Genomic DNA, 12693 nt, shown 5'->3' on the forward strand with positions numbered 1-12693 from the left:
CCCGAGACCCCCCGTTCGCGGGCGTCGCTGCTGCGGCGTCGCGCCATCCGCGTGGTCGCAGCGTCCGCGACCGCCACGGCGGCCGTCGCCGGTCTGACGGCGCTGAGCGCCGGGTCCGACCCGGCGCTCACCTCGGCGCGTACGGCCGCCGGCGCCGTCCAGGACGCCTCGAGCGTCGTGGCCCTGACCGCTACCGACCTCGCTCCCGACCTCGGGCGTGAGGGCGGCGCCGAGTCCGGTGACGCGTCGCTGAGCGCCGCCGACCTCGAGGAGCGCGTCCTGAGCGTCTCGCGCAGTGACGCCCGCGCCATCGAGGCGTACGAGGCCTCGTCGGCGGACTTCGTCGCCGATCCGACCCGGGAGTCCGTGCTGACCTCGGGCACCGAGGGTGTGGCGATCACCGTCGAGGAGGACCTGACGCAGCAGGACCCGCGCGACATCGCTCTCGAGCTCATGCCCGAGTACGGGCTCTCGACCGCGGAGTTCGGTTGCCTGGACTCGCTGTGGGTCTCCGAGAGCGACTGGGACATGCACGCCGACAACCCCACCTCCACGGCGTACGGCATCCCCCAGGCGCTGATGAGCGCCTGGGACCTGCCGGCTGACTACACGACGAATCCCGTCACGCAGATCGAGTGGGGCCTCTGGTACATCGAGGACACCTACGGCACCGCCTGCGCCGCGTGGGACTTCAAGCAGGCGAACAACTGGTACTGAGCGGCGGTCCAGCGCTCCCCGATCACTGCGCGAGGGGCGACGTAGGGTCGACGGATGAGCCTCTCGACCCGTGACACCACCACCGAGGCGCCGCAGTGGCGTACGCCCGCCGGCACCGTGCGCGGCTGGCGCGACGGGGACGTGCTCCGGGCCACCGGCATCCGCTACGCGACCGCCGAGAGGTTCGCCGAGCCGGTCGTGGAGCCCGTCGCGCTCGAGCCGATCGATGCCACGAGCTGGGCGCCGGCCTGTCCCCAGCCGGGCTCGCCCACCCTCGAGGCCGCGTGCCACGAGCCGATGGGCGGCATGACCTACGACGAGGACTGCCTGCGCGTCTCGGTCACCGTGCCCGCCGACATGGCTCCCGGCGAGACGCTGCCGGTGATGGTGTGGATCCACGGCGGCGCGTACCGGATCGGTGCCCCCGACGCCCCCATCTTCGACGCCGCCCCGCTGGTCGCCGAGCAGCGCGTCGTGTGGGTCGCGGTCGGCTACCGCCTCGGTGTGCTCGGCTACCTGGGCCTGGACGGCACGCCCGCGAACCTCGGTCTGCTCGACCAGCTCGAGGCGTTGCGGTGGGTGCGCCGCAACGTCGCGGCCTTCGGTGGGGACGACGCCGACGTCACGCTGATCGGGCAGTCCGCCGGTGGTGACGCGGTCGCTCACCTCATGGTCGCCCAGGGCACCGAGCGGCTCTTCGAGCGCGCCGTCGTGATGAGCGCACCGCTCGGCATCACCACCGGCCGCGAGAAGATGACCGCGGCCATGGTCGAGGCCGTGACCGGGAGCGTCGCCGACCCGCGGACGGCCCCCGTCGAGGACCTCGTCGCCGCCCAGGACACCGCGGTCGCGGCCGCCGCCCCCTTCGGTCTGGTCGCGGCGATGCCCTTCGGCGTCGAGTACGGCCGCCACCCCCTGCCTCCCGAGGCCGAGATGGACGCCGCGTGGCGTGCCGTCGCCCCCGACGTCGAGCTGCTCATCGGGGCGACCGACCGCGAGGTCGCGCTCTACGCAGCCGTGATGCCTCCGCTGGTGAGGCTCGCCAAGGTGCCCGGCGTGGGCACCGCCCTGGTCGCCTCCATGGTGCGGGTGCTGACCTGGCGCATCTTCGGGGGCGCTGCAGCCTCGTTCGGAGCGCGGCACCGACGCGCCGGTGGGCGCGGCAACCGCTACTCGATCGTGTGGGGGTCCCCGGGAAATCCCTTCGACGGCGCCCACGTCATCGACATGCCGCTGCTCTTCGGCACGAAGGAGTCGTGGGGTCCGGCCCCGATGCTCGACGGTCTCGCGTGGTCGGAGGTCGAGGCGGCCGGGCGTACGGTGCGGCGGCTGTGGGGCGACTTCGCGCGCTCCGGGACGCTGCCGCGCACGCGCCGGTGGGGCCTGATCTCCGTCCGCGGCCTCTAGGCCGGGCCCGACAGGCTGCGGCTGGCCTCGTGCAGCAGCGGCCCCCACGAGCGGAGCGCCTCGTCTCGGGAGGCCGGACCCGAGACGTTCAGCGCCGCGACCACCTCGCCGGTGAACGACCGCACCGGCACCGACAGTGCGACGACCCCGTCCTCGAGCTCGCCGCGGGAGACCGCGCGGCCCTCGCGGCGCACGAGCTCCAGCTCGCGGACGAGGGACTCGAGCCGGTGCGGCCGCTTGCGGGCCAGCAGCCACCCCTCGGGACCGATGCGGCGACGTCGCGCGCGGGGGAGCGGCTCGCCCGCCCCGTGCGTGGCGAACCAGGCCTCGAGCGAGGGCCCGTCGTGCCCGCTCAGCAGCACCCTGCCCGACGGCGTCAGCCAGGCCGCCGTGGAGACGCCCTCCCAGGTCTGCGTACGCCCCGCCGCGTGCCCCAGCTCGCTGGCCAGCGTCACCACGGCCCCGCCGCGCAGGACGCACAGGTGGCTCGTCTCGCCCGTGGTCGAGGCCAGGCGTCGCAGCCACGGTCGGGCTCGGCGCGCCAGTGCGGCCTCCTCGGTGCGAGCCGCGAGCGAGAAGAGGCGGCCACCGAGGCGGTAGCGCAACGTGACCGGGTCACGGTCGACGAGGCCCGCCTCCGCGAGCGTCGCCATGGTGCGGGACACCACGGCCTTGTCCCGGCCGCTGGCAGCGGCGAGCTCGCGTACGCCCATGCCCGTCATGCGGTCGCCCGCGACGTCCTCGTCGGCCAGCAGCTCGAGCAGCTCGACGTCGCGCACCAGGCCGGAGCGGTTTCGTCGCTGCGTCTCCTCGCTCATCCCGGCAGTCGACCACGGGTGTTGCCATCCTGACAACACGCTCTGGTGGGGCGTACGCGTGCCTGTCAGCGTCGGTGGTGTGACAGCGACGTTCACCTACGAATCCGAGGACCTCGCCGGCTTCGGCCTGGATGCCTTCTCCCTGGCCGGGCGCACGGCCCTGGTCACCGGCGGCAACACCGGTCTCGGCCGGGCGTTCAGCGTGGCCCTGGCACGCGCCGGCGCCGACGTGCACGTGGTCAGCCTCCTCGCCGACGACGGCACCACCCGCGAGCTCGTCAAGGGGTGCGGGCGCCGCTACGTCGAGACGATCGCCGACCTGACCGAGCCCGGCGCATGCGACGCCGCCGTCGCGGAGTGCGTCGAACGGCTCGGTGCGCTCGACGTGCTCGTCAACTCCGCGGGCATGTGCCTGACCGGAGGACCGGAGGAGTTCGACCGCGAACCCTGGGACCGCATGGTCGCCGTCAACCTCACCGCCGCCTTCGAGCTCGCCCGCGCGGCCGGCCGCCACATGGTGGCCCGCGGCTCGGGCCGCATCATCAACATCGCCTCGCTCTTCAGCTACCTCGGCGGTCAGGGCTCCCCGGCGTACGCGGCCACCAAGCACGGCATCGTCGGCTTCACCAAGGCCTACTGCGACGAGCTCGCCGGCCACGGCATCGGCGTGAACGCGATCGCCCCCGGCTACTACGCCACCGCCCTGACCGAGCGTTCCCGTGCCGACGAGGTCACCGCCGCCCGCATCCTCGACCACATCCCGGCTGGGCGCTGGGGCGACCCGCGCGACCTCATGGGCGCGCTGGTGTTCCTCGCCAGCGACGCCTCCGCCTACGTCAACGGCCACACCCTGGTCGTCGACGGGGGCTACCTCGTGCGCTGAGCACCCGGACCAGCCGGACCAATGCTCCCTCCGCAGCCCGCCCCAGCCCACCCGACCTCACCCCAGCCCACCCCCAGGAGCACCCCTGTGACCACTGCAGACACCTCCCGCGACGCCGACCTCACCGTGGTCGCCCTGCGCGAGATGCTCGGCCCCGACCGCGTCGAGACCGACCCCGACCTGCTGCGCTCGCTGAGCGTGGACCGCTACAAGAAGTACGCGGCCGTCCACGGCGTCTACGAGGGGCCCTTCCCGGTCGCCCTGGCACGCCCGGTCAGCGTCGAGCAGGTCTCGCGGGTGCTGGCCTGGGCGACCGAGCACGGGGTGCCGGTCCTGCCGCGGACGGGTGGCACCGCCACCGAGGGCGGGCTCGAGGTCGTCGTGCCCGACACGGTGATCCTCGACTGCTCCGGCCTCGACGAGATCGTGTCCATCGACCCGGTGGACATGACCGCGACGGCGCAGTGCGGCGTCCCCCTGGCGCGGCTCGAGGACGCCGCGCGGGAGCACGGCCTGACCACCGGCCACTCGCCCCAGTCCCAGCCCGTCGCGCAGATGGGCGGGCTGGTCGCCACCCGCTCGATCGGGCAGCTCTCCACGCTCTACGGCGGCATCGAGGACATGGTCGCCGGGCTCGAGGCGGTCTTCCCCGACGGGCACGTCGCCCGGATCAAGGCGGTGCCCCGCCGCGCGGCCGGCCCGGACCCCCGGCACCTGGTCATCGGCAACGAGGGCGCTCTGTGCGTGGTCACCGAGGTGACCGTCAAGCTCTTCGCCCACCGCCCCGAGACACGGCGCTACGCCGGCTGGCTCGTCGCGGACTTCGCCGACGGGGCGGCGGGACTGCGCGAGGTCATGGCCCAGGGGTACCGCCCCTCGGTCGCCCGCCTCTACAGCCCCGAGGACGCCGCGCAGCACAGCTGGTTCACCGACCTGGTCGCCGGACCCGACGGGAAGCCCGTACGCAACCTGGTGGTCATGGCCACCGAGGGACCCGAACGGGTCTCGGCCGCGACCATGGCGGGGATCGAGGAGATCTTCTCCGGCGAGGTCTTCGAGGCCGTCGAGGACGGCGTCGTCCGCGACTGGTTCGAGAACCTGAACTGGGGTCCCGAGAAGCTCGAGGCGGAGAAACAGGCCATGCTGGACCGGCCCCACGTGGGCTTCACCACCGAGGTCGCGATCGGGTGGTCGGGTGTCGCCGAGCTCTACGAGTCCGTCGTACGCCGCGTCCGTGAGGAGTTCGACCGTGCCGAGGACCTCACGATGCTGGGGGCACACTCCTCGCACAGCTACCCCGACGGGACCAACCTCTACTTCGTCTACGACTACGACGTCAACGTCGAGCCGCGCGAGGAGCTGACCGCCTACCACCTGCCGCTGAACGCCATCGTCGTGGAGGAGGCGCTGCGGCTCGGCGGGTCGATGACCCACCACCACGGCATCGGCAAGTACCGCACCCCGTGGACCGAGCGTGAGCACGGCAGCGCGTACGCCCTGCTGCGGACGCTCAAGGAGACCTTCGACCCCGCCGGGATCATGAACCCCGGGACGATCTTCCCGCTCGACGGTGCCTGACCCGGACCCGCGGGCGACGGCCGCGCCGCTGCTGCTGGCCGTCGACGGCGGCACCCAGAGCACCAAGGTGCTGCTGGTGGACGCGAGGGGCACGGTGCACGCCCGCGCGCAGGTGGCGCTGCAGCCGCTGGACCGCAGGGACGAGGGCGTCGCCGAGCACCCGGGCGACGACCTGTGGGAGTCGCTGGTCGCAGCCGTGCGCTCGCTGCTGCGCGACTGGGGCGGGGACCCCGCGCGCGTCGTCGGCCTCGGACTGTGCAGCATCCGGTGCTGCCAGGTGCTGCTCGACGAGACGGGGCAGCTCGTCGCGCCGGTGCGCAGCTGGATGGACGCGCGCACCTGGCATCCCTGGGCCGACGACGAGCACGCCGAGGACCCGCGCGTCGCCACCGTCGGTGCGGCCTCGGCCTACCTGACCGCACGGCTCACCGGGCGCCGCGCCGACGCCGCCGCGGCGTACGACCAGGTCTGGCTCGCCGCCAACCAGTTGCCTGCGGCGCTGCTGCCGACGCTCGTCGCGCCGGGGGAGCCGCTCGGCCCGCTGACCGAGGACGCGTCGCGGCTGCTCGGGCTCGAGGTAGGGCTGCCGGTCGTCGCGACCGGCAACGACAAGGCCGTCGAGGCCCTCGGCGGCGGCCTCGTCGAGGAGACCGACGACGTGCTGCTCTCCCTGGGCACCTACGCCGCCGCGATGACCCCGGTCGCCGAGGGCTCCGCGCGGGCCGAGGCCGCGGCGTACGGGGCGTCGACCTGGCTGAACGAGGCGTGCCCGGCCGGGACCCGGCTGGCCGAGACCGGCGGCGTACGCCACGGCATGGGCACCGTGACGTGGACCGCCGACCTCCTCGGTGCCGACGTCGCCGACCTCGCCCGCGCCGCAGCCGAGGTGCCCGCCGGCGCCCGGGACCTGGTCTGCGTGCCCGACTGGTTGGCACCGGGGGACCAGCCCTGGCGTCGCGGCGCGCTGGTCGGGCTGACCGGTGCCCACGGACGCGCCGAGGTGGCGCGCGCCGTGGTCGAGGGGCTGCTCCTCACCCTCGCCGACCACGTACGCGCCGCGGAGGCCGACCTCGGTGGCCGGTTCGCACGTCTCGTGCTCACCGGTGGCGGGGCGCGGTCCGAGCTCCTCACCGCCATCGCAGCAGCCGCGTGCGACCTGCCGGTCGTGCGCCCTGTCGAGACCGACGCCGCCGGGATGGGGGCCGCGGTGTGCGCGGCCGTGGGGACCGGTGTGCACCCCGACTGGTCCACGGCGGTCAAGTCGATGGTGGGGCGCCGGGCGCCGGTCGCGCCCGACCCGGACCTCGTCGCGGCGTACGCCCGCCTGGCCCCTCGTCACCGCGCGCTGCGGGACGGCGTCGCCGGGCTCCTCCAGCGCCTCTGAGACGCGGCGCGACTCGTCCCCGATGTCCGGTTGTCCGGGTGTGGGGCACGGGGGACCGGGCATGTTGTGCGCAACCGGAGCACCCTCCGGCTTCCCCCACGTCGAGACGAAGGACCGTGATGACCGAGCAGCAGTCGACCAGCGCCCCCACCCAGTCCGCCGGCCCCGCCGGAAACCCGACGACCGCCACCCCGGGCGAGACCCGGGCGGACCTGGAGAAGCGCGAGCAGGCCAGCGTGCTCATCACCGACCAGGGGCGCACCAGCATCGCCGACACCGTGGTCTCGAAGATCGCCGGCATCGCCTGCCGCGAGACGCCCGGCGTCCACGCCGTCGGCGGCGGCGCCGCACGCGCCGTCGGAGCACTGCGCGAGCGCATCCCCGGGTCGCGCACCAACCACAGCCAGGGCGTCGGCGTCGAGGTCGGCGAGCGACAGACGGCCATCGACCTCGACATCGTCGTGGAGTACGGCGAGGACATGGCCGAGCTGGCCTCCACCATCCGCCGCAACGTGACCGCAGCCGTGGAGAAGATGAGCGCGCTGGAGGTCACCGAGGTCAACATCACCGTGCACGACGTGCACCTCGGCGACCTCGACGCCGAGCAGGCGACCGCGGCGCCGACCCAGCGCAGGGTCGAGTGAGACTGGCACCATCGGGTCCGTGACCCAGCCAGGCGACGCAGGCGACGCAGCCGACGCAGCCGACGCAGCCGACGGGCCGGTCTCCCGCGAGGGAGGACCGGACCCGGCCGCCGAGCTCGCCCGGCGTCGCCGCGAGGTCGTCAAAGCTCTCCACCCCGACGTCGGTGGCGACCCCGAGGCGTTCGTCGCCGCGATGCGGGCCCTCGACGACGAAGGTGCCGCAGGGCGTGCCTCCGCCGCCCGCACCCAGGGGCCGGACGGGTTCGCCTCACCGGCCCGCGGGCCCGCCGTCCGCGTGACCTGGCGTGGCCGGCTCCGCCGAGCGCGGCGCAAAGCGGCCCGTACGGTCAGCCGCCGGCGCTTCATCGACGTGCCACGTCGGTGAGCGCCCGCCTCCCAGTCCGTCTCATCCGACCGTCCCAGCCCCCACCGCCACCCCCACCGCCAGCCCAACCGCCAGCCCCACCGCCAGCCCCACCGCCAGGAGCCCACGATGTCCCTCCCCGTCGCCGGTCTGCTGTCCGGACTCGCCCTCGCCCTGCTCATCACCCTCGGTGGCTTCACCGGGCTCCTGCTCGGCATCGTGCTCGGCGCAGGCGGCTATCTCGCCGGAGCGCAGGCCTCGGGCGAGATCGACCTGCGCGAGCTGCGTCGGGGGCGCCGGTGAGCGCCGCGCTCGAGCTGCGGGAGACCCGCGGCCGGCTCGAGGTGCGCTCCGCCGTCGTGCGCAAGGTCGCGACGCGTCTGGCGCAGGAGGTGGCCGGTGTGGTGCCCCGTGACGGGGGCGCGGGCGCCCTGCTCGGCCGTCACGGGTCGCCCCACGTCGAGCTGGTCTACGAGGGCCCGCACGTCGACGCGGTCGTCCGTTGCGACGTCACCTGGCCGTGCGACCTCGACGCTGTCGCCGCCGCGGTCCGCGACCGGGTCCGGGGGACCACCCCGACGTACGCGGGCGTCACGCTGCGCACCGTCGACGTGCGCGTACGCCCCGTGCTCACTGCCGTGCCGCGACGGAGGGCCTCGTGAGGGGCCTCCTCGCCAGGCTGCGGAGTAGGCGCGCACCACGGCGACCGCGCATCGTGACCGCGGCGCCGCACGCCGTGCCCGCCGTGGTCTGGCCCGCCCTGCTCGTGCCCGTGCTCTTCGTCGCCGCCGGGGCGGTCGCCGTGCGCGACCTCCTGGTCGCGCAGGGCTGGCTCGGCGGCACGCCGTGGACCGGTGAGGCGGTGCGCCTGCTGGACGGAGCCGACCTCGCCGCCGTGCCCTGGTGGGCCTCGGTGCCGGCCGTCGTGGTGGGGCTGTTGCTGCTCCTCACCGCTCTGCGTCCCGCGCGCACCACGCACCGGGCGGCGCGCGACGGGCTCGACCTCTGGCTCACGCCCGACGCCGTCGCGGCGATGGCGCACGCGACCGCGGACCGCGTGAACGGCGTGGTCGACGTCGAGAGCTCGGCCTCGCGCACGGGTCGACGTGTGCGCCTGCTCGTGCACGCCCGCAGCGAGCCCGACGCCGTCCGCGCCCGGGTGGCGCAACGGCTCGCCGACGTCGGTGTGGACGGCCTCGTGCCCCGCGTACGGCTCACGGTGCGGGTGCGGGAGGTCGGCCGATGAGGGGCGCGGTCGGGTGGTGGGACCGCCTCGTCGTGCTCCTGCTCGGGGGTGGACTCCTGGCGGGTGGGCTCGCGCTTCTCGAGCTGCGCTACGAGGTGCTGCGCACGTGGCCCTCGGTGCTGGTCGTCGACCGCGCGCGAGAGCTGCTCGACCAGCCCTGGGCGTACGCCGCCCTCGCGGCCGTCGGGGTCGTCCTGGCCGTGATCGGGCTGATGTGGCTGTGGGCGCACGTGCCGCGCCGCGCGGCCTCACGCGTACGCCTCGCGGCCTCGGACCCCACGGGTCGGCTCGACGTCGACCTGGACGCCCTCGCCGACGCCGTCGCAGCCCGTGCCGAGGCCGGCACGAACCTGGCGTCGGTCTCCGCGAGCACGCGTACGCGCGGCTGGTTCTCCCTGGTCGAGGTCAGTGGTCGGCTCCGTCCCGGCACGGACCCGGCGGCGCTGGTCGACGCGGCCACGCAGATCAGTGAGGACCTCGCCGCCGCCTTCCCCGACGACGGGGTGACCGGCCGCCTGATGGTCTCGGCGCCGGCACGCAGGACGCGTACGTCGGGCTCCGGGGCGACCGTCGTCGAGGACTCGACCGACGACTCGACCGAGGACTCGATCGAGGAATCTGCCCGGGGCTGAGCTCAGGTGCCCGGTCGGGTCATGCTCTCCACGTCGAGGGCCTCGTCGAGCTGCTCCTCGGTGAGGTCACCGCGCTCGACGTACCCCATCTCCAGGGTCTGCTCGCGGATGGTGCGCCCCTCCTTGATCGCGGCCTTCGCGATCTTGGAGGCCTCCTCGTAGCCGATGTGACGGTTCAGCGGCGTCACCACCGAGGGGGAGGCCTCGGCGTAGCGGCGGCACTGGTCGCGGTCGGCCTCGATCCCATCGATGCACCGGTCGGCGAGCAGCGTCGAGGAGTTCGTGAGCAGCCGGATCGACTCCAGCAGGTTGCGCGCGATCATCGGCATCATCACGTTGAGCTCGAAGTTGCCCTGGGAGCCGCCGAACGCGATCGCGGCGTCGTTGCCGATGACCTGGGCGGCGACCTGCAGCGTCGCCTCGGGGAGCACGGGATTGACCTTGCCGGGCATGATGCTCGACCCCGGCTGCAGGTCCGGCAGGTGGATCTCGGCCAGCCCCGTGGTCGGGCCCGAGCTCATCCAGCGGAGGTCGTTGCAGATCTTGGTGAGGCTGACCGCGACCACGCGCAGCATCCCGGAGAGCTCCACCAGCGCGTCGCGCGCACCTTGGGCCTCGAAGTGGTCGCGGGCCTCGGTGAACGGCAGGCCCGTCTCCTCGGCGAGCAGCTCGGTGACGCGGGCGCCGAACCCCTCGGGGGTGTTGATACCGGTGCCGACCGCGGTGCCGCCGATGGGCAGCTCGGCCAGGCGGGGGAGCACGGCGTCGACGCGCTCGGCGCCGTTGCGGATCGCGCGTGCGTAGCCGGAGAACTCCTGGCCGAGGGTGACCGGGGTGGCGTCCATGAGGTGCGTACGCCCCGACTTCACGACGTCGGAGAACTCCTCGGCCTTGCGCTCCAGGGCCTCGGCGAGGTGGTCCAGCGCGGGCTTCAGGGTGCGCTGGGAGGCCTCGGTGGCGGCGACGTGGATCGAGGTCGGGAACGTGTCGTTGCTCGACTGGCTCGCGTTGACGTCGTCGTTGGGGTGCACGTCCACGCCGGCGCGGGCGCACAGCGAGGCCAGCACCTCGTTCATGTTCATGTTCGAGCTCGTGCCGGACCCGGTCTGGAAGACGTCGATCGGGAACTCGTCGTCGTGGTCGCCGGCTGCCACCTTCTCGGTGGCGGCGACGATGGCGTCGCGCTGCTCGGCGGTGATGATCTCCAGCTCGGCGTTCGTGCGCGCGCAGGCCGCCTTGAGCAACGCCATCGCGCGGACGTGGGAGGAGTCGATGCCGCGGCCGGAGATCGGGAAGTTCTCCACGGCGCGCTGGGTCTGGGCGCGCCACAGGGCGTCCTTCGGGACCTCGACGTCGCCCATCGAGTCGTGCTCGGTGCGGGTCTCGCCGGTCGGCTTGCCAGAGGGGTCCAGTGCGGGGCTCATGGTCCCCTCCTATCCGGACGGACCGGAGGTCACGCCTGGCTGGACGGGTGGCGCGCTGTCCGGTGATCCGTACGACCCCCGGGCATCATGTGGACATGTCCCAGTGGTTGGAGCAGCTGAGCACCCTGCAGGTCCTCCTGCTCGTCGTCGCCGTCGTCTTCGGCGGCTCGATCATCGCCACCGTCGTCGGAGCGCTGCTGGTACGGCGAGGGCGACGCAGCCCCAAGGTGCTGCGGCTGTGGAGCAAGATCGCCGAGAAGGCATTTCTCGCGGTGCGTCGGCCGCTGACGATCGTGGTGCTGGACGAGGTGACAGCGGTGATCCAGACGGGTCACTACACCCAGAACATCTCCGACGCGCTCATCGAGAACTACGACGAGATCAAGGGGCTGGTGGCCGAGAAGGTCGCCGAGGACCGCAACACCAAGCTCGTGCAGCGGCTGCCCGGCTACGACGCGATCGTCTCCGAGGCGACCGAGATGGTGCTGCGGGTGACGATCCAGATGCTCGCGGACCCGCGTACGGACGAGCTCGTGCGCGACGCCCTGCGCAACAACGTGCAGCAGATCCGCCAGGCCGTCCGCGAACGTGAGCACGAGGCGATCGACGAGCACGAGCCCCCCGACCCGGCCGGCACCGGCGCCCCGATCCCCGAGAGTTCCCGCTACGCCCGCTGAGAGGGCACACAATCACGCCGAGAGGGCACAAAGTTCGGCCGAGAGGGCACACAATCACGCTCTGTGGGCCAGGTGCAGCCAGTACTGCTCGTCGCGTGCGCCGAGGCGTACGTCGTAGCTGACCGCGGACACGCGATTCTCTGCCCTCTCGCGGTGATTTCCTGCCCTCTCGGCGGCACTTTGTGCCCTCTCGGCGAAGGTGGCCCGCAGCGCGTCGAGCAGGCCGTCCTCGCGGGTCATCGACCAGATGACGAGGAGGCCGCCCGGGGAGAGGGCGTCGCGGCAGCGCCGCAGGAAGTCCGTCCGGTAGAGGCGGGCGTTGTCCTCGTGCACGAGGTACGCCGGGCCGTTGTCGACGTCGAGGAGCACCAGGTCGTACGCCGCCTCGTCGCTCCCCGCGATGACATCGGCGACGTCCCCGACGACCACCTCGACCCGCGGGTCGGAGACCAGCCTCGACCCGTGGGGCACCGTCCCCTCTCGCATCCAGTCGACGACCGCAGGCTCGATCTCGACGACGCGTACGCGCTCCACCCGGCCGTCCCCCAGCACCTCCGCGAGGGTGAAGCCGAGTCCCAACCCGCCGACCAGCATCCGTCGCGGCGACACACACCGTGACAGCGACTCCGCCGCCAGGGCGCGCTCCGAAGTCGTCTCGGCGTCGTCCATCACGAAGATCCCGTTGACCCGCAGCTCGAGCACGAGTCGCCCGCCACGATGGACCCGACGCAGCAGCACCTCGCCGCGCGGCGAGGTCGCCCGACCCAGCAGCTCCGGCTCGTCCATGCGTCCACCGTCCCAGACCAACAGGCGTCACGCGCCACGGCAGCCCCGGCCACGCTCGGCCTCGGTCAGCCGCGCCGGTGATGCCTGTCGTTCTCAGACGATCGGGTCGACGACACGGCGAGCCCGTCGACCC

General features: G+C 73.5%; 15 protein-coding genes. 12 read left to right on the forward strand and 3 right to left on the reverse strand.

The window, feature by feature from the left end; translation table 11 throughout:
* Positions 1-51 precede the first annotated feature (51 nt).
* Positions 52-717, forward strand: a complete 666-nt coding sequence (locus tag KLP28_11845) for a lytic transglycosylase domain-containing protein (protein QWC84272.1) — start codon at positions 52-54, stop codon at positions 715-717.
* 54 nt (positions 718-771) lie between these two features.
* A complete protein-coding gene (locus KLP28_11850; GenBank protein ID QWC84273.1) occupies positions 772-2124 on the forward strand; it encodes a carboxylesterase family protein in 1353 nt (450 codons plus the stop codon).
* Here KLP28_11850 and KLP28_11855 read toward each other — a convergent pair.
* Positions 2121-2777 (reverse strand): hypothetical protein, encoded by a 657-nt coding sequence (locus KLP28_11855; protein QWC86956.1) that lies wholly within the window; start codon positions 2775-2777, stop codon positions 2121-2123. The two genes, KLP28_11850 and KLP28_11855, sit on opposite strands and share 4 nt — an antisense overlap.
* Before the next feature lie 67 nt (positions 2778-2844).
* Between KLP28_11855 and KLP28_11860 the strand changes: the two genes are divergently transcribed.
* The 9 genes from KLP28_11860 to KLP28_11900 all read left to right on the forward strand — a co-directional run bounded on the left by KLP28_11860 (position 2845) and on the right by KLP28_11900 (position 9673).
* Complete coding sequence (locus KLP28_11860) at positions 2845-3825, forward strand: SDR family oxidoreductase (GenBank protein QWC86957.1); 981 nt, start codon at positions 2845-2847, stop codon at positions 3823-3825.
* Positions 3826-3846: 21 nt separating this feature from the next.
* The gene (locus KLP28_11865) at positions 3847-5403 is read left to right on the forward strand and encodes an FAD-binding oxidoreductase (GenBank protein QWC84274.1); all 1557 of its coding nucleotides are present in this window, start codon (positions 3847-3849) and stop codon (positions 5401-5403) included.
* A complete protein-coding gene (locus KLP28_11870; protein QWC84275.1) occupies positions 5396-6787 on the forward strand; it encodes a hypothetical protein in 1392 nt (463 codons plus the stop codon). Before KLP28_11865 ends, KLP28_11870 begins: the two co-directional genes overlap by 8 nt.
* A gap of 119 nt (positions 6788-6906) precedes the next feature.
* Positions 6907-7431: an Asp23/Gls24 family envelope stress response protein gene (locus KLP28_11875; GenBank protein ID QWC84276.1), complete on the forward strand. Its 525-nt coding sequence runs from the start codon at positions 6907-6909 to the stop codon at positions 7429-7431.
* 19 nt (positions 7432-7450) lie between these two features.
* Complete coding sequence (locus KLP28_11880; protein QWC84277.1) at positions 7451-7816, forward strand: hypothetical protein; 366 nt, start codon at positions 7451-7453, stop codon at positions 7814-7816.
* Between the two features lie 108 nt (positions 7817-7924).
* A complete protein-coding gene (locus KLP28_11885; GenBank protein QWC84278.1) occupies positions 7925-8098 on the forward strand; it encodes a DUF2273 domain-containing protein in 174 nt (57 codons plus the stop codon).
* Positions 8095-8457, forward strand: a complete 363-nt coding sequence (locus KLP28_11890; protein ID QWC84279.1) for an Asp23/Gls24 family envelope stress response protein — start codon at positions 8095-8097, stop codon at positions 8455-8457. The genes KLP28_11885 and KLP28_11890 overlap by 4 nt, the downstream gene beginning before the upstream one ends.
* 53 nt (positions 8458-8510) lie before the next feature.
* The gene (locus KLP28_11895) at positions 8511-9041 is read left to right on the forward strand and encodes a hypothetical protein (GenBank protein ID QWC84280.1); all 531 of its coding nucleotides are present in this window, start codon (positions 8511-8513) and stop codon (positions 9039-9041) included.
* Positions 9038-9673 (forward strand): hypothetical protein, encoded by a 636-nt coding sequence (locus KLP28_11900; protein QWC84281.1) that lies wholly within the window; start codon positions 9038-9040, stop codon positions 9671-9673. Before KLP28_11895 ends, KLP28_11900 begins: the two co-directional genes overlap by 4 nt.
* A gap of 2 nt (positions 9674-9675) precedes the next feature.
* On the opposite strand, the gene KLP28_11905 is transcribed toward KLP28_11900, so the two are convergent.
* Positions 9676-11097 (reverse strand): class II fumarate hydratase, encoded by a 1422-nt coding sequence (locus KLP28_11905; protein QWC84282.1) that lies wholly within the window; start codon positions 11095-11097, stop codon positions 9676-9678.
* 95 nt (positions 11098-11192) lie between these two features.
* Here KLP28_11905 and KLP28_11910 point away from each other — a divergent pair, with 95 nt between their 5' ends.
* Positions 11193-11774: a hypothetical protein gene (locus KLP28_11910; GenBank protein QWC84283.1), complete on the forward strand. Its 582-nt coding sequence runs from the start codon at positions 11193-11195 to the stop codon at positions 11772-11774.
* A 54-nt stretch (positions 11775-11828) separates the two neighbouring features.
* Here the strand turns inward: KLP28_11910 and KLP28_11915 are convergent, their stop codons facing one another.
* Entirely contained in the window at positions 11829-12560 is a 732-nt protein-coding gene (locus KLP28_11915; protein QWC84284.1) for a hypothetical protein, read from the reverse strand.
* Between the last annotated feature and the right edge of the window lie 133 nt (positions 12561-12693).

Source organism: Nocardioidaceae bacterium (genome assembly GCA_018672315.1).
In the GTDB taxonomy this organism is placed as follows: domain Bacteria; phylum Actinomycetota; class Actinomycetes; order Propionibacteriales; family Nocardioidaceae; genus TYQ2.